Here is a 20,647-nt window from a genome sequence, read left to right as displayed (position 1 = left end):
AAGGAACGGCTAAAAACCCCATCAGTCACTAATAAGGCAACTCGAAAACGCCCCCGGTGCCGTGCCTGGGGAATGCACAAGAGTCCTGGCTACGGCGGGAATCGCAACGAGGAGTTTACGACTGATGAGTACTAAAAAACCTGCCGCTCCAAAAAGCGCACTGGCCGGGACCGATACCCTGGACCGCGGCAACACCAATACCAAGCTCGATAGCCTGGAAACATTCCGCTCTGACGCGACCGGGCAAGCCCTGCGCACTAATCAGGGCGTGAAGGTCTCGGATAACCAAAACAGCCTGAAGGTCGGCGCCCGCGGGCCGTCGCTGCTGGAAGACTTCATCATGCGTGAAAAGATCACGCATTTTGACCATGAACGCATTCCAGAGCGCATCGTCCACGCCCGTGGCACCGGCGCGCATGGTTTCTTCCAGACCTACGAAAACCATTCGGTCCTGACCAAGGCCGGATTCCTACAAGACCCGGGACAGAAAACTCCGGTCTTCGTGCGCTTTTCCACGGTGCAAGGCCCACGCGGGTCAGGCGATACCGTGCGTGACGTACGAGGTTTCGCCGTGAAGTTCTTCACCGACGAAGGCAACTTCGACCTGGTGGGCAACAACATGCCGGTGTTTTTCATTCAGGACGCGATCAAGTTTCCCGATTTCGTCCACGCTGTGAAACCCGAGCCGCACAACGAGATTCCTACCGGTGGCTCGGCCCATGACACGTTCTGGGACTTCGTCTCGCTGCAACCGGAATCCGCGCACATGGTCATCTGGGCCATGTCTGACCGGGCGATCCCGAAAAGCCTGCGCAGCATGCAGGGTTTTGGCGTGCACACGTTCCGCCTGGTGAATGCTGAAGGCAAATCACGCTTCGTCAAATTCCACTGGCGCCCTACCGCCGGCACTTGCTCGCTGGTGTGGGATGAGGCGCAGAAGCTTGCCGGTAAAGACACTGACTACCACCGTCGCGACCTCTGGGAGGCCATCGAAACCGGTGACTACCCCGAGTGGGAACTGGGCGTTCAAGTCATCGAGGAAGAGAACGAGCATAGCTTCGACTTCGACATCCTCGACCCGACCAAGCTGATACCGGAAGAAATCGTCCCGATCACGCCGCTGGGCAAAATGGTGCTGAACCGCAACCCGGACAACTTCTTCGCTGAAACCGAGCAAGTCGCGTTTTGCCCGGGGCACATCGTGCCGGGGATCGACTTCTCCAACGATCCGTTGCTGCAAGGCCGGTTGTTTTCCTACACCGATACGCAGATCAGCCGACTCGGCGGGCCGAATTTCCACGAAATCCCGATCAACCGTCCGGTCGCACCGTTCCACAACGGTCAGCGCGATGCGTTGCACCGCACCACCATCGACAAGGGTCGCGCGTCCTACGAGCCAAACTCGATTGATGGCGGCTGGCCGAAAGAAACACCGCCAGCAGCGCAGGACGGTGGTTTCGAGACGTACCCGGAGCGCATCGACGCGAACAAGATCCGTCAGCGCAGCGAGTCGTTCGGCGACCATTTCTCGCAGGCGCGGTTGTTCTTCAAGAGCATGAGCAAGCACGAGCAGGAACACATCATCGCCGCCTACAGCTTTGAGCTGGGCAAGGTTGAGCGGTTGTGGATTCGCGAGCGGCAGGTGAATGAAATCCTGGCCAATATCGACCTGGAACTGGCCAAGCGCGTCGCGCAGAACCTTGGTCTGCCAGCGCCGAAGGCCGGCACGGTCGAGGTGCGCAAAACCTCGCTGGATCACTCTCCGGCGCTGAGTCAGGCCAATTTGCTGCCAGAGAACATCAAGACTCGGAAAGTGGCGATTCTTGCGGCCAACGGCGTCGATGGTGCAGCGATTGATGCGCTGAAGAAAGCATTGGCAGCCGAGGGTGCTCACGCGAAATTGCTCGGCCCAACGTCCGCACCGGTCACGACAGCTGATGGCAAGTCACTGCCAGTGGATGCGTCGATGGAAGGCTTGCCGTCCGTAGCCTTCGATGCGGTGTACGTGCCGGGTGGCGCGGCGTCGATCAAGGCGTTGAGCACCGATGGCGTGGCGCTGCATTACGTGCTGGAGGCGTACAAACACCTGAAGGCGATCGCGTTGCATGGCGAGGCCAAGCAGTTACTGGATGTGTTGAAGCTGGAGGCGGATGCAGGGTTGATCGTTGGTGCGGATGCCAAGTTGTTCAAGGCGTTCTTTGCCGCGATTGGGCAGCATCGGGTTTGGGATCGGGAGCCTAAGGCCAAGGCGATTCCGGCTTAAGGTTCTTTATTGACTGGAAGGACGCCTTCGCGAGCAGGCTCGCTCCCACATTTGGAATGCATTTCAAATGTGGGAGCGAGCCTGCTCGCGAAGCTTTTAGGGCTTACGCGGAATCAACACCATCTGCGCCGGAATGTTGCGCAAAATCTGCTTGTGCAGCTTCAGGTCGAAATCTGAATCCAGTTTCTTCACCCGTTTGGTCAGCAATGTGGCCAGCCAAGGGAAATCCTGGGTGCGCGGTGCTTGAATGCTCACATCGCACTGGTAATTCACCACATCGGTGGCGATAGCATCCAGTTGCTTGCGAAGTTTGCTCATATCGTTGAGGTTCAACGCAATCGTTGTGCTTTCGGCGGTCGGGTCGATGACCTTTGCTTTCGGCCTGGCTTCGGCCGCCATCAGCGCCGCTTCAGCTTTATCCAACTCAGCCTTACGTGCATTGACGATGGCGTTGTTGACCCCACCGGTCAGCGCTGGAGCCTTAGGCATCAACGCCCGGGCGCGGCTCAAGGCAGTGGCGGCGGCATTCACATCGCCTTTTTGCAGCACGATCTGGCTGCGTTGCAGATAGGCTTCGGCCAGTTGCCGCTGGTACTGCACAAGCGATGGGTCGTTGGGCGACTCAGCCTGCAAGGTTGCCAATTGATCTTCGGCGGTGGCCAGCTCGCTGCTGGCCAGGTTTTGTTCCAGTTGTGCGATGGCCGCAGCCCGCGCATCGGGAACCTCGGGGGTCGCCGGTGGCGTACTTTGGCAAGCGCCGAGCAGCAGTGAAAATGCGACAAGGAGCAGATAACGGGAGGCGAACGGCTTCATTCCTGCGACTCTCTATTTGCGCAAAAAACGAGCAAGTCTACACCCCTCGACGGGGCAGGACAAAACTCAGCAGAAACAGCGCGGCGGCCGTCACCACAATCGACGGGCCCGCTGGGGTGTCCTTGAACCATGACAACGCCAGCCCGCCACACACCGCGAGCATGCCCAGCAGGCTTGCGCCCAGTGCCATCTGCTCCGGCGAGCGGGCGTGACGTTGTGCCGCAGCCGCCGGAATGATCAACAGCGAAGTAATCAGCAACACACCGACGATTTTCATCGCCACGGCGATCACCACGGCGATCAGCAGCATCAGGGTCAGGCGTAACGCCGCTACCGGCAAGCCTTCCACCGTGGCCAGCTCTTCGTGCACGGTGATCGCCAGCAATGGCCGCCACAACGTCACCAGCAACGCCAGCACCGCGGCGCTGCCGCCGAGGATCCAGGCCAGATCGGTCGGGCTGATCGCCAGCAGGTCGCCGAACAGATAGGCCATAAGGTCGATCCGCACTTCATGCATGAAGCTTAGTACCACCAGGCCCAGCGAGAGCGTGCTCGGTGCGAGAATTCCCAAAAGCGTGTCAGACGCCAGCGGTTGGCGCTGCTGCAAAGTCACCAGCAACACCGCCAGCAGCAGGCAGCCGACCGTGACCGCCACGGTAGGGCTGACATCCAGCAGGAAGCCCAGGGCCACGCCCAGCAGCGCAGCGTGGGACAAGGTGTCGCCGAAATAGGCCATGCGGCGCCAGACCACGAATGAACCCAACGGGCCCGCGACCAGCGCCAGGGCCAGACCTGCAAGCAGGGCGTAGAGCAGAAAATCAGCCATGCTTGCAGCTATCTCCGTGAACGTGAGGTTTGGCCGACGGGGCCGCGCTGACCACCGAGCCATGCAGGTCATGGGCGTGGTCATGATGGTGGTGATAAATCGCCAGGCTTTGTGCGTTCTTGCCGAACAGCTCGACGAACGCCGGATCGCCGCTGACGTGTTCCGGGTGCCCGGAGCAGCAGACGTGGCGATTCAGGCAAACCACCTGGTCGGTGGTGCTCATCACCAGGTGCAGATCGTGGGAAACCATCAACACGCCGCAACCGTGACGGTCGCGCAGGCGCGTGATCAGGCTGTACAACTCGGCCTGGCCGGCCACATCGACGCCTTGCACCGGCTCATCGAGCACCAGCAATTCCGGCTCGCGCAGCAGTGCCCGGGCCAGCAGCACGCGCTGCATTTCGCCACCGGAAACACTTTGCACCGGGCTGTCGATCACCTGTTCGGCACCGACTTCCTTGAGTGCCGCCAAGGCCCGCGCACGGTCCACGCCCGGCACCAGACGCAAGAAGCGCAGCACCGAGAGCGGCAGGGTCGGGTCGACGTGGAGTTTTTGCGGCATGTAGCCGACGCGCAGCTTCGGCTTGCGCCAGACACTGCCGCTGTCCGGCTTCAACAGGCCCAACACAGCGCGCACCAGCGTAGTTTTGCCAGCGCCGTTGGGGCCGATCAGCGTGACGATTTGCCCCGGCTCGACGCTCAGGTCGATGCTCTCCAGCACGCTTTGCCCGGCAAACGTGACGGCGACCTGTTCAAGACGGATCAACGCGTTGCTCATCAAGCCCCCTGGCAACCCGAGCAAAGCCCGACCACTTCAACGGTCTGGGCTTCCACGACAAATCCGACATCCTTGGCGCTGATCACGATCGCGTCGCTGATGGATTTCTGTTCCAGCTCGATAGCGGCGTGGCATTCGCGGCAGATCAGGAACTGGCCCTGGTGCGCATGTTCCGGATGATTGCAGCCGACGAAGGCGTTCAGCGAGGAGATGCGATGCACCAGGCCGTTTTCCAGCAGGAAATCCAGCGCGCGGTACACGGTCGGCGGCGCGGCGCGGCGACCATCCTGCTCGCTGAGCACCGCCAGTATGTCGTAGGCACCCAGCGGTTTATGGCTTTGCCACACCAGTTCCAGCACCCGCCGGCGCAAGGCGGTCAGGCGCAGGCCTTGACGTGCGCACAGGGCATCGGCCTCTGACAATGCGCTATGTACGCAATGGGAGTGGTCGTGGGGACGGCTGGCAATCGGTGTTTTAGGCATGAGCGGCGACGAGTTTTGTGAGAGACGTTATTATGTTACCCGTTCTCGCCTCTTCGAGTGGTCATCGTGTCCCGACTTTTTTCTATCTTTGTCGCATTTGTCGCAAGTTTCCTGCTGATCGGATCGGCCCACGCCGAAGTCAAAGTACTCACCAGCATCAAGCCGCTACAGCTGATTGCAGCGGCGGTGCAGGACGGTGTGGCGATTCCGGAAGTGTTGCTGCCACCGGGTGCTTCGCCACATAACTACGCCTTGCGCCCGTCCGACGTACGGAAGGTGCAGTCGGTGGATCTGGTGTACTGGATCGGCCCGGATATGGAAGGTTTCCTGCCCCGCGTGTTGAAAGGTCGTACGCTGCCGACTGTGGCGGTGCAGGATCTGCCAGGAATGAAACTGCGGCATTTCGCCGAAGATAGTCAGTCACACGCCGAAGATGCCGACGAACATGACCATGATCATCGTCCCGGCACCCTGGACGCGCATTTGTGGCTGTCGCCGATCAATGCTCGGGTGATCGCCACGAAAATGGCCGCAGACCTGAGTGTTGCCGATCCCGATAATGCGGCGCGCTATCAGAGCAACCTCAAGTCATTTGATGAGCGTCTGGATGCCTTGGACCTGCGCTTGAAGGCTCGCTTGGCGAGCGTTGCGGGTAAACCTTATTTCGTGTTCCACGAAGCGTTCGACTACTTCGAAGACGCCTACGGCCTCAAGCACACGGGCGTGTTCAGCGTCGCGGCTGAAGTGCAACCGGGCGCGCAGCATGTCGCGGCGATGCGTACGCGCTTGCAGGAAGTCGGCAAGACCTGTGTGTTCAGCGAACCACCGCTACGTCCGCGCCTGGCGGAAACCCTGGTGGCCGGCCTGCCGGTGAAACTGGCGGAGCTGGATGCGTTGGGCGGGTACACCCCGGCGACTGCTCAGGGGTATGAGCAAGTGTTGGAAAAGCTGGGGAATGATTTGGCGGGGTGTCTGGAGTCGTTGTAACCCGGACATCGGTGTCGACCCATTCGCGGGCAAGCCTCGCTCCTACAGGAAATTGCACCATCCCTGTAGGAGCGAGGCTTGCCCGCGAAGCTTTTAAAGGGCGAAAGGCAACGGCGTACTAACCTTCTGCCGCTGCGCCAAGCGCTGCTGAAACTCCATCGGATCGTGAATCAACACGTCCTGCCCGGCGAAAGACTCCGCCGCAATCAAGCGCGACAACCAGAACCGCACACACGCCACCCGCAGCATGGTCGGCCACAACTCGGCCTCGGCAGCGGTGAACGGCCGCAGCGCCGCATACGCGCCCAACAAGGCCCGCGCTCGCGGCCCATCGATCAAGCCTGCTTCGTCCGAACACCAGTCATTCAAGGCAATCGCCACGTCGTACAACATCGGCCCTGAGCAGGCGTTGTAGAAGTCGATCAACCCGGTCAGGTGCGTGCCTTCGAACATCGCGTTATCGCGGAACAGGTCGGCGTGGATATTGGCTCGCGGCAGCGCCAGAATCTTCGTCTTCTGCTGTGTGATTTCGTCCAGTGCCCGTTGCAACAGATCGCTTTGCTCGGCATTCAGGTGCGAGAGTAACTGCGTGCCCTCCTCCAGCATCCAGTCCAGCCCGCGATCAGTCTTGCGCTTGATCATGTTGGCCTGGGTCGCCAAATGCAGATGGCCGAGCAACTCGCCCACCTGGGAACAATGCTGGGCGTTGGCTTCCTTGATGTGCTTGCCCGCCAGACGTGGCTGCAACAATGCCGGTTTGCCGGCCAGCTCGCGCAAGGCCACGCCGTCGGTGGTGCGCAGCGCGTAGGGCACCGGCAGGTCGGCTTCATGCAATACGTCGAGCAGTTCGATGAAGAACGGCATTTCCTGTACCGGACCGCGCTCAACCAGGGTCAGGACAAATTCGCCCTGCTCCAGGCTGATAAAGAAATTGGTGTTTTCGCTACCGGCGGCAATCCCCTGGAAATCGAGCAGGCGGCCGAGCCCGTATGGGGCGAGAAAGGTTTCCAGCTCGGGCCGAGCCAGGGGGGTAAACACAGACATGGTTAAAAACTGCTCAGTTCGGGCGCCGCTATAAAAAAGCGGCGCCGATTAAAGTTAAGAAACTACTTCCAGGTAAAGATTTCCCACGCAGGGATCAGCATATCCGGCTGATCCGAGCGGATGTAATTCGCATCGGTCCCGTCCGCGCGCACCAGGAAATACGGAGGCCCCACCTTCGGCGTGACCTTGATTGCGTAAGTAAACCCGCCTTTCTTGTATTCCTGAATGACCTTGTCGCCTTCCGTGTGCGTGCTAATGGTAACTTCGGGCTCCGCCGACGGCGCGTCATCCGCCGCCATGACAGCCAATGGAACGGTTGCAAACAACCCAGCCAGCAACAGGCGATTTAGTGTGCGCATGATAACCTTGTCCCTTTGTCGTCAACGGTCCCGCTATTCTAGCGCCGGACCCGCCGAAAAGGTTGATCCTGCTCATGAGCCAAGCCCCCCTCGTCCTGGTGGACGGTTCTTCTTACCTGTATCGGGCCTTTCACGCCCTGCCACCGCTGACCACTTCCAAAGGCCTGCCGACCGGCGCGGTCAAAGGTGTGTTGAACATGCTCAAGAGTCTGCGCAAGCAGTACCCGGACAGCCCGTTCGCCGTGGTGTTCGACGCCAAGGGTGGGACCTTTCGCGATGACATGTACGCCGAATACAAGGCCAACCGTCCGAGCATGCCTGACGATATGCGCGTGCAGATCGAGCCACTGCACCAGAGCGTGATCGCCCTCGGCTTCCCGTTGTTGTGCGTCGAAGGCGTCGAGGCCGATGACGTGATCGGCACACTGGCCCGCAGCAGCGCGGCCGCCGACCGCCCGGTGGTGATCTCCACCGGCGACAAGGACATGGCGCAACTGGTCGATGGCCACATTACCTTGGTCAATACCATGACCGGTAGCGCGCTGGACGTGGACGGCGTGAAGGAGAAATTCGGCGTCGCTCCCGAGCAGATCATCGATTATCTGGCGCTGATGGGCGATTCGTCCGACAACATCCCGGGCGTTCCGGGCATCGGCCCGAAGACCGCTTCCGGCCTGTTGGTGGGCGTGAACGGCGGCTTGACCGAACTCTACGCGCAGCTCGACATCGTGCCGAGCCTGCCGATCCGCGGCGCCAAGACCCTGCCGGCCAAGCTTGAAGAGCACAAGGATATGGCCTTCCTCTCCTATAAGCTCGCGACCATCAAGATCGACGTGCCGCTGGACATTGGCCTCGATGACCTGCAAATGGGCCAGCCGGATCACGACAAGCTCGCCGAGCTCTACACCCTGCTGGAATTCAAGAGCTGGTTCGAAGACAACCAGCGCGATGCCAAGCGTTCCGGCCAGGAAGTCGTCGCGCCTGTTGTTGAAGAAGCGGCCGTCGCAACTGAACTCAAGTACACGACGATTCTTACCCAGGCGGATTTCGACGTCTGGCTGCAGAAGCTGAACGACGCCAAACTCTTCGCCTTCGACACCGAAACCACCGGTATCGACGCGCAACAGGCGCAACTGGTGGGCCTGTCGTTCGCGGTGCAAGCCAACGAAGCGGCCTACATCCCGCTGACCCACTCCTACATGGGCGTACCGGAGCAGCTGGATCGCGATACCGTATTGCGGGCGCTGAAACCGATTCTGGAAGACCCGAGCAAGCTGAAGGTCGGCCAGCACGCCAAGTTCGATATGAACATCCTGGCCAACTGCGCCATCGGCGGCGATCAGAGCTGCGGCATTACGGTGCAAGGCGTCGCTTTCGACACCATGCTCGAATCCTACGTGCTGGACTCCACCGCGACCCGCCACGACATGGACAGCCTGGCGCTCAAGTACCTGAACCACACGACCACCGGTTTTACCGACATCGCCGGCAAGGGCGCCAAGCAGCTGACCTTCGACCAGATCTCCCTGGAACTGGCCGGGCCATACGCCGCCGAAGATGCCGACGTGACCCTGCGCCTGCATCAAACCTTGCAGGCAAAGCTCAACGCGATTCCAAGCTTGAGCAAGGTCTTGAGCGAAATTGAAATGCCTTTGGTGCCGGTACTGGCGCGGATCGAGCGCCAAGGCGCGCTGGTGGATGCCGAGCTGCTGGGCATTCAGAGCGTTGAGCTGGGCAAGAAAATGGTCGAGCTGGAACGTGAGGCGTATGCCATCGCCGGCGAAGAATTCAACCTCGGCTCGCCGAAGCAATTGGGCGCGATCCTGTACGAAAAACTCGGTCTGCCCGTCCTCAGCAAAACCGCCAAGGGTCAGGCTTCGACCGCCGAAGCCGTGTTGGCCGAACTGGCTGACCAGGATTTCACGCTGCCCAAGGTACTGATGCAGTACCGCTCGATGAGCAAGCTGAAAAGCACTTATACCGATCGCTTGCCGGAGCAGATCAACCCGCGCACCGGGCGGATTCACACTTCTTATCACCAGGCGGTAGCAGCGACCGGACGCTTGTCCTCCAGCGATCCAAACCTGCAGAACATTCCGATCCGTACCGCAGAGGGCCGGCGGATTCGCCAGGCGTTCGTGGCGCCAAAAGGCTACAAACTGCTGGCGGCGGACTACTCGCAGATCGAACTGCGGATCATGGCGCACCTGGCCAAGGATGAAGGCTTGTTGCATGCCTTCCGCAACGACCTGGATGTGCACAAAGCGACCGCAGCCGAAGTTTTCGGGGTTGAGCTGACGGACGTGACTACCGATCAGCGTCGTAGCGCCAAGGCGATCAACTTCGGTCTGATCTACGGCATGAGCGCGTTTGGCCTGGCCAAACAGATCGGTGTCGACCGCAAGCAGTCCCAGGCGTACATCGACCGTTACTTCGCCCGCTATCCCGGCGTGCTGGCCTACATGGAACGCACCCGTACCCAGGCGGCCGAGCAGGGCTTCGTCGAGACCATTTTCGGTCGTCGCCTGTACTTGCCAGAGATCAATGCGAAAAACCCGGCCCTGCGTAAAGGTGCCGAGCGCACCGCGATCAACGCCCCGATGCAAGGCACTGCGGCGGACATCATCAAAAAGGCCATGGTGGCTGTGGATAACTGGCTGACGTCGTCAGGCCTGGACGCCAAAGTCATCCTGCAAGTACACGATGAATTGGTGCTTGAGGTACGCGAAGACCTGGTTGATCAAGTGCGTGAAGAAATTCGCACACACATGAGCAACGCCGTGACGCTGGACGTGCCGTTACTGGTCGAAGTCGGGGTAGGCAATAACTGGGACGAGGCTCACTAAGCCGTCTGAAAGAGGCCTTTTGCTGCGGCATAGTGCCGCGGCAAAAGGGCGAAGGGCGCTTAGTTCGAAAAATGCGCTGGGTTATTCCAAAGGCATTTGAAAAAATTCTGAACTAATCTCGTGAACCGCCACTCAGAGTTACTGAATGGCTGGTGAAGCCCTTCGATGCTCCTATGTTGTGTTAAGTGTTGGCAGATATCTGGACCCCGCCCTAACGGTCCGGAACTTGAACCCCGGAACTTCCCCCTCCCCATACGAAGTCCGGGGTTTTTTTTGCCTGCAGAAAAGCCCTATTCAGCACTCTGGGCAATCTCGGCGCCTTTGTCCTCCAATTCCATCCAGCCTGCCAATACAGTGTAGGCGTCTTCCAGGCCCATGCGTTTTGGCGCTGAGAACAACTGGATGCTGATCGCATCACCCCAGCCTTTACGAATGTCTGCCTGCACCTTGAGCAGGACGTTTTTCGCCGCGCCGTAGGTCAGCTTGTCCGCTTTGGTCAGCAAAATGTGCATCGGCATGCCAGCGGCAACAGCCCAATCGAGCATCAGCAAGTCGAAGTCGGTCATTGGATGACGAATGTCCATCATCAGAATCAGACCTTTCAAACTCTCGCGACCACCCAGATAAGCTTCCAGGTGACGCTGCCAGTGCAGCTTCAGCGGAATGGGTACTTTTGCATAACCGTAGCCCGGCAGGTCGACCAGACGCCGATCATCGTCTAGCTTGAAGAAGTTCAACAACTGCGTGCGACCCGGAGTTTTCGAGGTCCGCGCCAGGCTGGCGTGAGTCAGGGTGTTCAGCGCGCTGGATTTACCGGCGTTGGAACGCCCGGCGAAGGCTACTTCAAAGCCTTCGTCGTCCGGACATTGGTCGACTTTGGCAGCGCTGAGCATGAAGGTGGACTGTTGGCACAGGCCGAGGATGGGGTTCTTGAGTTGCATGGGATTTCCGATGTGGGCGGCGCCGGGAATGGACGCGGCAAGCGGTGTCGTTTCCGTTTCAGTAGCGCCAGTATATAATGCCGCAGATTTTGTGTGCGCTTTGTCCCAGCGTAGGATGAAGTTCACGAGAGCGATTGACCTTGATTGCGCATTAGAACGCAGAACGCTCTCTACCCTGAAAAGGTCGTTTTATGACGAAATGGCTGCTAGCTGCCGGTGTCTTGATGCCGCTTTACAGCGCTCAGGCTACACAGGATCCGGAAGCTGTGTACAACCGTGTTTGTGGTGCCTGTCATTCCGGCCAACTACCCATGGCGCCTCAAAAGGGCGATCAGGAAGCTTGGACGCCGAGGTTGGCGAAAGGTATGGAGACGCTGGTGCAACACGTGACCCAGGGTTTCAAGGCGATGCCGCCGCGTGGTTTGTGCATGGACTGCAGTGCCGAGGATTACCAAGCCATCATCCACTGGATGAGCGAGTAAACCCGGCCCATAACTCTTTAACCCTTAGCCGTAGTTGGATTAGCTGATGAACAAATTGATCGTGAGTCTGCTGTTGACCGTGGGGATCTCCGGCATTGCCCATGCTGCAGGTGATGCAACAGCTGGCCAGGCGAAAGCCGCAGTCTGTGGCGCCTGTCATGGCCCGGATGGTAATAGCATGGCGCCTAACTTTCCAAAACTGGCAGGTCAGGGCGAGCGTTATCTGAACAAGCAGTTGCACGACATCAAGTCCGGCAAACGCACGGTACTCGAAATGACCGGCCTGCTGACCAACCTGAGCGATCAGGACCTGGCCGATATCGCCGCCTACTTCGCCAGCCAGAAAGGCAGCGTTGGCGCCGCCGACCCTAAAGTCGTGGCTCGCGGTGAAGCACTGTTCCGTGGCGGCGACCTGGCCAAGGGCCTGCCAGCCTGCACCGGCTGCCACTCGCCGAATGGCGCGGGTAACGCAGCCGCCGGCTTCCCTCACCTGGGTGGCCAGCACGCTCAATACATTGCCAAGCAACTGACCGACTTCCGCAAGGAAGAAGGCGGCCGCAACAACGACGGCGACACCAAAACCATGCAGACCATTGCCAAACGCCTGAGCGACGAAGACATCGCAGCGGTGTCCAGCTACATTCAGGGCCTGCACTAAGACCGGCAAATCGGGCGTTATGCGGGGCGTACATCTCCTGCAACGTTAACGCTCTATTAATCCGTCGCAGCAAGTATAAAAAGGGTGGCTTAGGCCGCCCTTTTTTGTGGCCGCTGCCGTTACACTACAGAACTCAAGCCCGCCAGGACCTGTCTGAAAACAGGTCGCGCGAGGCGACCAAAATTGTCCAGGAGTAAAGCATGCGTAATCTGATCATCAGCGCCGCACTCGTCGCTGCCAGCCTGTTCGGCATGAACGTCCAGGCCGCCGAAGCACCCGCGGCGCCTTACGTCGAACTGACCAACCCTGTTCCAGTCGCGGTACCTGGCAAGATCGAAGTCGTGGAGCTGTTCTGGTACGGCTGCCCGCACTGCTACGCTTTTGAGCCGGTGATCAATCCGTGGGTTGAGAAATTGCCTTCCGACGTCAACTTCGTGCGTATTCCAGCCATGTTCGGCGGCCCTTGGGACGCTCACGGCCAGATGTTCCTGACCCTGGAAGCCATGGGCGTCGAGAACAAGGTTCACGCGGCAGTCTTCAACGCGATCCAGAAAGAACACAAACGCCTGACCGATCCGCAAGAAATGGCAGAATTCCTGGCCACTCAGGGCGTCGACAAGGACAAGTTCCTGGCCACCTTCAACTCCTTCGCCATCAAGGGCAAGATCGTCCAGGCCAAAGAGCTGGCGAAGAAATACGAAATCTCTGGCGTTCCAACCATGATCGTCAACGGCAAGTATCGCTTTGACGTAGGTTCCGCCGGCGGTGCCGAGCAAGCCCTGCAACTGGCCGACAAACTGGTCGACAAAGAGCGAGCGGCTAACAAGGCTGCCGCCAACTAAGCGCGGCTCCTGCCATGCGCCGCTGGGGTACTGAACGCGTCGTTGGCCTGCATGAACCGCAGGTCAACACGCATCATCTGGAATCGACGGGCCTGCCCGCAGACAGCCGTCTGCGTTTGCTCAGCTTCAATATCCAGGTCGGCATCAGTACCGAGCGCTATCGGCACTACCTGACCCGTGGCTGGCAACACTTGTTGCCGCACACCGGGCGTGCCGACAACCTGCAAAAGATCGGCAATCTGCTGGGCGACTTCGATCTGGTCGCCTTGCAGGAAGCCGATGGCGGCAGCCTGCGATCAGGCTACGTCAATCAGGTCGAACACCTGGCCCAACTGGGCGCCTTCCCCTACTGGTATCAACAACTCAATCGCAATCTCGGTCGCCTCGGCCAGCACAGCAATGGCGTGCTCAGCCGTCTGCGCCCGTGGGCGATTGAAGATCACCCGCTGCCGGGGCCCAAGGGTCGTGGGGCGATCCTGGTGCGCTTCGGCGAAGGTCCGGAGGCGCTGGTCGTCGTGATGATGCACCTGGCGCTTGGCGCTCGTGTGCGCAGCCTGCAACTGGCCTACATCCGCGAGCTGATCGGCGGCTACAAGCACCAGGTGCTGATGGGCGACATGAACACCCACGCCACTGACTTGCTGCAAAATTCCCCGTTGCGCGACCTCGGCCTGCTGGCCCCGCAACTGGAAGCGACGTTTCCCAGCTGGCGCCCGCAGCGCTGCCTGGACCATATTCTGCTCAGCCCGACCCTGACTCTGGAAAGGGTCGAAGTGCTGGCACATCCGATTTCCGATCACCTGCCGGTCGCGGTAGAGATTCGTTTGCCGGGTTCGCTCACGGCCGATGCATTCCCCGCGTTGAGTCCTGCCCCTCGCGGATCCCATGAATGAGCGACGAAGCACAGCGCTGGAAAGAGAAATACCTTAAAAGCATCGAACAACAGGAAAAACTCGAGCGTCGCTGGGACGCCCGGCTCGACCTGTTGCGTCGCGGGCTGGTGCGAAGCACTTTGGCGGCAGAGGGCACTGACCGCGCTGTTGACCTGTGCATGAAGGAAATGCGCGAAGTCGTGCGCACCGATGACATGGATGCCGGCCTCGCCGCGTTGCTACCGCGCCTGGAAAAAGCCGTGCTCGACTCCGAGCAGCGCCGCGAAACCCGGGTCGATCAGGTCAGCGCGGCACTGAATGCGCTGGTCTCGCAGCTCCAGGCACTCCCACTGCCCCGGGAAGTCAGCCGGCCACTCAAGGCTTTTGCCAAGCAATTGGACGGACGCGTCGGCCAGGCTCGCGAGATTCCATTGTTGCTCAGCGAACTGAGCGGCTTGCAAGGCAAAGCCCTGAACCAACTGGAAAACCCTGCCGAACCGGGTCGCCCAGGCTTGTTGCAGCGGTTGTTCGGCAGCCGGGAAGCGGAAGAGTCAGCGCCACAAGTCGCTGCCCCCGTCGTCCAAGCGCCAGTCCAACAACCCGTTTCTGCACCCGTTGTTGAGGCGCAACAGGCGAAAGCCGAACCCGCCCTGCCGCAAACATCGCCGGCAATAACCCCCGTCGCGCCAGCCGTCGCCATTGCGGAGCCACTCGCGCCGCAGGCAGCACCAGAGCCGGAGATTGTGGCGTTTATCCCTCCTGTCGTGGAGCCACAAGCAGTACACACCCAAGCGCCATCGCCAGAGCCTGACCCTGAACTGCTCCAGACACCGATAGCTCCGACCATCGCGCCTGTCGTTCAAGTTCAGCCAGACATCAATCCAGACGAACTGATTCCGGCCGCAAGTCCTGAGACACCGGTATTCCTCGACAGCCTGCCCCTGCCTCCCGTCATGGCCCAGGCACTGGCCGCCATCGATCCGGAACACCCCGAGCAAGACATTCTCTACGCGCTGCCGGACTCACCGGAACCGTCCTACAGCTCCGTGGCCACGCACATCGAAGAGACGCTGCTGGGCCTGCTCGACGACCTGACGCTGCCGGAACGCCACCGCCCGCAAGCCGAAGCGATGCGCGAACGCCTGCAAAACGGGTTGAACTGGTACGAATTGCTGCCGATCCTCGACGATCTGGCCACCTTGATGTTGGCCATTACGGACAGCGGCCAACACGAATTCGAAGCTTACTTGCAGCAACTCAACGAACGCCTCGAGTCGTTCCAGAGCAACCTGCAAGCCGCCAGTGCCGGACATGCCGATAACCGCTCCGCCGCGCGGGAAATGGATACGCAGATTCGCGAACAAGTCGACGGCCTGCAAACCAGCATGCAGGACGCAGCCAACCTGCAAGATCTCAAGCACGTTCTGGAGAACCATCTCGAAGGTCTGCTGGGCACCATGGATCAGCATCAGAAGCAGCGCGATGAACGTGAGCAGGAAGTCGCCGCTCGCCTGCAAGGCCTGGCCGAACGGGTTGCGCACATGGAGCAGGAAGCCTTGGGCTATCGCGAGCACTTGGAAGAACAACGTCAAAAGGCATTGATCGACCCGCTGACCGGCCTGCCCAACCGCGCCGCCTGGAGCGAACGGCTGGAACACGAAATCGCTGAGTGGCAGCAGCACGGCAACACACTGATGCTGGCCATGCTCGACCTCGACCATTTCAAACGCATCAACGATAACTACGGCCACCTGGCAGGCGACAAGGTGCTGAAGATCATCGCCAGCGTACTGCGCAAGCGCCTGCGCGGCTCGGACTTCATTGCCCGCTTCGGCGGTGAGGAGTTTGTGCTGTTGATGCCCGCCACCGTGCCGGCCGTCGGGGCAAAACTGCTGGAAACCCTGCGCGCTTCGATTGAAGCCTGCCCGTTCCACTTCAAGGGTGAGCGAGTGACTGTCACCATTTCCATGGGGCTCGCGGCGTTCAAACCGGGTGAACACAGCGATATGGTGCTTAAAAGAGCCGATCAGGCGCTGTACCGTGCCAAAAACGCCGGACGTAACCGGATCGAACTGGGCTGAAGGGCAATTGTTCCATTTTGTTTAAAGCGGCTCTTTTGCCCTCAACGCGCGAGGCATTACGTTACACTGTTGCATTATTGTCTCGCGCGTACTGCCTTCTATCATGAAATTTCTTACTCTCGTTGTGTCGCTTCTGCTGCTGGCCGGTTGTGCCAGCGGTCCACGTATCGACACCAGTCACCCTTCCGCCAACTTCGACAGCCGCGTGCAGTTCGTGGTGGTGCATTACACCAACGCATCCCTGGAACGTTCGCTGCAGTTGTTGACCCACGGCGAAGTCAGCGCCCATTACCTGATCGGTGATGACAAGGGCGCGACCATCTACAAACTGGTGGATGAAAACCAGCGCGCCTGGCACGCCGGGGAAAGCGAATGGCAAGGCCGGACCTGGCTGAATTCGAGCTCCATCGGCATCGAAATCGTCAATCCGGGTTTCAGCGACACCCCGACCGGTCGCCTCTGGTACCCGTACAGCGAAGCCCAGGTGCAATCCTTGATCGTCCTGCTCAAGGACATCAGCAAACGCAATGGCATCAGCCCTCGGCACATCATCGGTCATAGCGACATCGCTCCACTGCGCAAGCTCGACCCCGGCCCGCTGTTCCCCTGGAAACGTCTGGCCGCCGAAGGCCTGGGTATCTGGCCGAACGAACAGGCCGTTGCGAGCCGGCAAGTACAGTTCGCCGCCGAACTACCGAGCATCGGATGGTTCCAGGGACAGCTGGCACGCCTGGGCTATGCAACGCCGCAAACCGGCGAACTGGATGTGGCGACGCGGCATGTCCTGGCAGCCTTCCAGATGCACTACCGCCCTTCCCGTTTCGATGGCACCCCGGATGCGCAAACCGCCGCCCTGCTGCTGGTACTCAATCAGACAAAATAATGACGCCCGCCCGACGGTCCGCGCTTTTTCTCAATCAGCAGCTATAACTCATTGGTAATTCTTCGGATGTTCCCAAATGGCTGCTACTCGAGAGAGGTTGCGTAGTTGGTTCTATCGCCCATGGTTTTTGGCGATGCTGGCTGCTGCCTTGAGTGCGACGCTGTTGATGGCTGCCAGCCTGTACATCGCAATGAATCAGGTCGAGCAGAACGAAAGCCGGGAAATGAACGCCCAAGGCGAACGCTTTCTCGCCCGTCTTGAGCAAATGTTCGGGCAATTGCGCGAAAGCCTCGATGACCTGGAAGCCCAGCCGTTGCGAACGTGCAACGAAGAAATGATCGCCACGTTGCAGCAGATCAGCTTCAGCTACCGCTTCGTCTACGAAGCCGCTTTTATGGAAGGCAACCGGATTTGCTCCAATCGCCCTCGTCAGGAGGGGTTGGCGATGATCCGACCGGCGGACCTCCGGGGTCCCACCTACAGTTACTGGCTCAATACCACCACCGAACCCGATGAAAACCGCGCCGCGCTGATGCTCAGTCGAGGCAATTTCCGCGTGGCTACTTCTCGCGGGCATTTGACTGACATGGTCGATCTCTCGCCAGGCAGCAGCCTGCTGGTGGTACTCGATCATGGGAAGCGGGCAATTCCGGTTCTGGGTGTCGAGCAGGCCTGGCCACCGACGGAACCCTGGCCTCCGACCAGCAGCGATTCGCTGCAAGTGACCCAAACCCGCCTGATTTACCGTATGCCCACCAACAACCCGGAATATCAGTTGGTGCTGATCACCCCGCGCACCGCCATGCATGTACCGACGGTCTGGTGGTGGCTGCTGCCGGCGAGCCTGGCGCTGGGCATTATCGTCGGCATCCTGGTGTTTCTGCTGGTGCGTCAGCGTCAATCGCTGGATGCCGAACTGCAAGGCGCGATACGCCGTGGCGAGTTGCAGGTGTTGTATCAACCGATCTTCGACCTCGACAGTCGCAACTGTGTCGGCGCTGAAGCCCTGCTGCGCTGGCGCAGGCCGGACGGCACGCTGACCAGCCCTGACCTGTTCATTCCGATGGCGGAAAACACCGGACAGATCCGCCAGATGACCGACTTCGTCTTGCAGCGTCTGCTCGAACAGTTGGGGCAATTGTTACGAGCGAATCCGCAGCTGTACATCTCGGTCAACCTGGCAGCTTGCGATGTGATGGTGCCGCGTATCGGCCAAGTAATGGCGCGACTGCTGACCTTGCACCGGGTCGCGGCCAAACAGATTGCCTTCGAGGTGACCGAGCGCGGGATGATCGACGTGGTGGTGGCCCGGGAAAACCTGCAAGCCTTGCGCGATGTCGGGCATCAAGTGCTGATCGATGACTTCGGCACCGGCTATTGCAGCCTGGCCTACCTGCAAACCCTGCCGGTGGATTGCCTGAAAATCGACAAGGCCTTTATCGATGCCTTGGGTCATGACGCCGCCAGCAGTGGCGTGGCCCCGCACATCATTCACATGGCCCAGGCCCTGCAGCTCAAAGTGATCGCCGAGGGCATCGAACATGAAGCCCAAGTCGCATTCCTGAGCAGCGAAGGCGTTAAGTTCGGTCAGGGCTGGCTGTTCGCCCATGCGCTGAGCGCGGTGCAGTTCATTGAACTGATCACCCGTGGCCGACGACTGGCGGGCCGTCGTATGGATGACGAAGCGTGAAGACGCGTTATACCGCCAGCGCCATATAGAACTGTGTGCCCTGCCCCGGCCGCGAATAAACCCCCATTCGCCCGCCGTGCAATTGCACGATTTCCTTGCACAACGCCAATCCGAGCCCGGCCCCGCCCTTTTTGCGACCGACCTGCACGAACGGCTCGAAAATCCGTCCTTGCTGGCCATAGGCAATGCCTTCGCCGTTGTCCTCGACACTGATAATCACCCGTTCGCCGTGGCGCCGGGCCTGCAAACGGATCTGCCCGTCCGCAGCGGTATGACGCAAGGCATTGTCGATCAGGTTGTCGAGCACTCGATCCAGCTGCGCCTGGTCCGCCTGCAAGCGCGGCAGCGGCCCCTGCACTTCCACCAGCAACTCGATGCCCTTCTGCGCGGCCTCCCCCGCAAATCGGCCCTGTGCCTGCTCGAGCAAGTCTTCGATGACGCACGGCCCCAGCGTGAGTTTCTGCAAGCCGTTCTGGTAGCGCGAGAAATTCAGCAGATCGTTAATCAACTGCATCAAGCGCTGCATTTCTTCATTTACGGTATCGAGCAAGTCAGCTTCGCGGGAGTCCGGGGCAAATTTCGCTCGCTCGCGGAACAGGCCGAAGGCCATATGCATCCCGGTAACCGGCGTGCGCAACTCATGCGAGGCCCGCAGGACGAATTCACTGCGCACCCGTTCGAACGCCCGCTGTTCAGTGACGTCATGCAACACCATCACCGCACCGAGAATGTGTCCTTGGGTATGGCTGACCGGGGTCAAGCTGTAGGTCAACAGCCGCGATTCCCCATCGACTTCCACACTCAGGTCTTCCGGCGCCCGCTCCAGGGTGCCGCCGCGTAAAACCAATTGCAGCTGCGCATCCAGTTCAGGTCGTTCGAGCGCCGAGCCCAAACCCTGGCCGAGTCGGTCGGTGTCCCAGCCCAATTGGCGCTGCGCCACCGGGTTGAGGTGCTCCAGATGACCTTCTCGGTCGATCATCAGCAAACCGTCGTCGATGCTGTCGAGTACCGCTTGCAAGCGTTGCTGGCCGGCCATCAGTTCATCGACATTGGTCGCCTGATGCTCGCGCAACGCCTCGGCCATGATCCCGAAGCGCTTGGTCAGCTGGTTCATTTCCTCGGCCGAGGAAATCGGCAGGGTCACTTCGAAATTGCCTTGGCCAATGTTGTCCGCGGCCTGGGCCAGCGCCTCGATCGGCGCACCGAACCGGCGGGCAATTGCATGCGCAGTGACGAAGCCGATGATCAGCACCGCCAGCCCGACCAAGCCGAGCAGGCCGGCGATCAGCAGCGCCCGATCACGGGCTTTGCGCTGGGTGTCGTTGATGTTATCCAGAGCGCGCTTGTGCTCGGCGATCAAGCCGTTGCGCAGCTGATTGAATTTGGCCGTGACGTCATCGTTGCCCGACAGCACAAAGGCAGGATCGTGAGACTGGTCCAGCGCCTGCAGAAAACTCTGGTAGTCAGCCTTGGCCTGCTTGAAGCCATACTGGCCCTCGACAACGCCCTGCTCATGGGCGACGCCTTCGTCGAGCAGTTCCAGGTAATGCTGCTTCGACGCGGCAAACTGCGCAGGGTCGGGTTTTTCGCTGAGCATGATGATCAGTTGATCACCCAGGGTCTGGCGCAGCTTCAGACCCAGATCCAGAGTAACGAAGTTATTGCGGACCAGCGCTTCCTGACTGCCGGCCATTTGCATAACGCTGATCAGCCCGAGCAACAGCCCAAGCAGCGCGACGGTGATGAGTGCGGAAATACTCAGGAACAGTCGGGTCCGCAACTTCATCGCCAGTTTCATCG

At 60.0% G+C, this 20,647-nt stretch carries 18 protein-coding genes; 10 read left to right on the top strand and 8 right to left on the bottom strand.

The genetic code is table 11. The features are described from left to right. Positions 1-124: 124 nt before the first annotated feature. Positions 125-2,263 (top strand): catalase HPII, encoded by a 2,139-nt coding sequence (katE, locus tag LOY68_RS00330; RefSeq protein WP_265042374.1) that lies wholly within the window; start codon positions 125-127, stop codon positions 2,261-2,263. 96 nt (positions 2,264-2,359) lie between these two features. Here the strand turns inward: katE and LOY68_RS00325 are convergent, their stop codons facing one another. Genes LOY68_RS00325 through zur form a run of 4 tightly spaced genes read right to left on the bottom strand, consistent with a single transcriptional unit; the run spans position 2,360 to position 5,162 of the window. Beyond that, complete coding sequence (locus LOY68_RS00325; protein WP_265042372.1) at positions 2,360-3,076, bottom strand: PA5502 family lipoprotein; 717 nt, start codon at positions 3,074-3,076, stop codon at positions 2,360-2,362. 37 nt (positions 3,077-3,113) lie between these two features. Next, the gene (znuB, locus tag LOY68_RS00320; protein ID WP_054047998.1) at positions 3,114-3,902 is read right to left on the bottom strand and encodes a zinc ABC transporter permease subunit ZnuB; all 789 of its coding nucleotides are present in this window, start codon (positions 3,900-3,902) and stop codon (positions 3,114-3,116) included. Continuing rightward, entirely contained in the window at positions 3,895-4,680 is a 786-nt protein-coding gene (gene znuC, locus LOY68_RS00315) for a zinc ABC transporter ATP-binding protein ZnuC (RefSeq protein WP_163910488.1), read from the bottom strand. The genes znuB and znuC overlap by 8 nt, the downstream gene beginning before the upstream one ends. Beyond that, positions 4,680-5,162 (bottom strand): zinc uptake transcriptional repressor Zur, encoded by a 483-nt coding sequence (zur, locus tag LOY68_RS00310; protein ID WP_123408492.1) that lies wholly within the window; start codon positions 5,160-5,162, stop codon positions 4,680-4,682. Before zur ends, znuC begins: the two co-directional genes overlap by 1 nt. A 66-nt stretch (positions 5,163-5,228) precedes the next feature. On the opposite strand from zur, the gene znuA reads away from it, so the two are divergent. Then, the gene (znuA, locus tag LOY68_RS00305) at positions 5,229-6,149 is read left to right on the top strand and encodes a zinc ABC transporter substrate-binding protein ZnuA (RefSeq protein WP_265042369.1); all 921 of its coding nucleotides are present in this window, start codon (positions 5,229-5,231) and stop codon (positions 6,147-6,149) included. Between the two features lie 93 nt (positions 6,150-6,242). On the opposite strand, the gene LOY68_RS00300 is transcribed toward znuA, so the two are convergent. Continuing rightward, on the bottom strand, positions 6,243-7,193 hold the full coding sequence (locus LOY68_RS00300; RefSeq protein WP_265042368.1) for a homoserine kinase: 951 nt from the start codon (positions 7,191-7,193) through the stop codon (positions 6,243-6,245). 62 nt (positions 7,194-7,255) lie between these two features. Continuing rightward, on the bottom strand, positions 7,256-7,552 hold the full coding sequence (locus LOY68_RS00295; protein WP_163910491.1) for a DUF2782 domain-containing protein: 297 nt from the start codon (positions 7,550-7,552) through the stop codon (positions 7,256-7,258). A 74-nt stretch (positions 7,553-7,626) separates the two neighbouring features. On the opposite strand from LOY68_RS00295, the gene polA reads away from it, so the two are divergent. Further along, entirely contained in the window at positions 7,627-10,398 is a 2,772-nt protein-coding gene (gene polA / locus LOY68_RS00290) for a DNA polymerase I (RefSeq protein WP_265042366.1), read from the top strand. Between the two features lie 290 nt (positions 10,399-10,688). On the opposite strand, the gene yihA is transcribed toward polA, so the two are convergent. Continuing rightward, positions 10,689-11,339 carry a ribosome biogenesis GTP-binding protein YihA/YsxC gene (gene yihA, locus LOY68_RS00285; RefSeq protein WP_265042364.1) on the bottom strand — a complete coding sequence of 217 codons (651 nt, stop codon included), beginning with the start codon at positions 11,337-11,339 and terminating at the stop codon, positions 10,689-10,691. A gap of 191 nt (positions 11,340-11,530) precedes the next feature. Between yihA and LOY68_RS00280 the strand changes: the two genes are divergently transcribed. The 7 genes from LOY68_RS00280 to LOY68_RS00250 all read left to right on the top strand — a co-directional run bounded on the left by LOY68_RS00280 (position 11,531) and on the right by LOY68_RS00250 (position 18,847). Beyond that, positions 11,531-11,821, top strand: coding sequence for a c-type cytochrome (locus LOY68_RS00280; RefSeq protein WP_054048012.1), 291 nt, complete (start codon positions 11,531-11,533; stop codon positions 11,819-11,821). A gap of 46 nt (positions 11,822-11,867) precedes the next feature. Next, positions 11,868-12,479 (top strand): c-type cytochrome, encoded by a 612-nt coding sequence (locus LOY68_RS00275; RefSeq protein ID WP_054048014.1) that lies wholly within the window; start codon positions 11,868-11,870, stop codon positions 12,477-12,479. Positions 12,480-12,679: 200 nt separating this feature from the next. After that, positions 12,680-13,321, top strand: coding sequence for a thiol:disulfide interchange protein DsbA/DsbL (locus LOY68_RS00270; RefSeq protein ID WP_054048016.1), 642 nt, complete (start codon positions 12,680-12,682; stop codon positions 13,319-13,321). Between the two features lie 14 nt (positions 13,322-13,335). Continuing rightward, a complete protein-coding gene (locus LOY68_RS00265) occupies positions 13,336-14,214 on the top strand; it encodes an endonuclease/exonuclease/phosphatase family protein (protein WP_163910493.1) in 879 nt (292 codons plus the stop codon). After that, on the top strand, positions 14,211-16,274 hold the full coding sequence (locus LOY68_RS00260) for a diguanylate cyclase (protein WP_265042359.1): 2,064 nt from the start codon (positions 14,211-14,213) through the stop codon (positions 16,272-16,274). Before LOY68_RS00265 ends, LOY68_RS00260 begins: the two co-directional genes overlap by 4 nt. A gap of 103 nt (positions 16,275-16,377) precedes the next feature. Further along, entirely contained in the window at positions 16,378-17,157 is a 780-nt protein-coding gene (locus LOY68_RS00255) for an N-acetylmuramoyl-L-alanine amidase (RefSeq protein ID WP_265042357.1), read from the top strand. A gap of 76 nt (positions 17,158-17,233) precedes the next feature. Then, positions 17,234-18,847 carry an EAL domain-containing protein gene (locus LOY68_RS00250; protein WP_163910496.1) on the top strand — a complete coding sequence of 538 codons (1,614 nt, stop codon included), beginning with the start codon at positions 17,234-17,236 and terminating at the stop codon, positions 18,845-18,847. 7 nt (positions 18,848-18,854) lie between these two features. On the opposite strand, the gene LOY68_RS00245 is transcribed toward LOY68_RS00250, so the two are convergent. Further along, positions 18,855-20,645, bottom strand: a complete 1,791-nt coding sequence (locus LOY68_RS00245) for a KinB sensor domain-containing domain (RefSeq protein ID WP_265042355.1) — start codon at positions 20,643-20,645, stop codon at positions 18,855-18,857. Positions 20,646-20,647 lie beyond the last annotated feature (2 nt).

The sequence above is a fragment of the Pseudomonas sp. B21-053 genome (assembly GCF_026016365.1).
Taxonomy (GTDB): domain Bacteria; phylum Pseudomonadota; class Gammaproteobacteria; order Pseudomonadales; family Pseudomonadaceae; genus Aquipseudomonas; species Aquipseudomonas nunensis.
The sequence above is the reverse complement of the archived record's forward strand: the minus strand, read 5'-3'. Positions and strand labels throughout refer to the sequence as shown.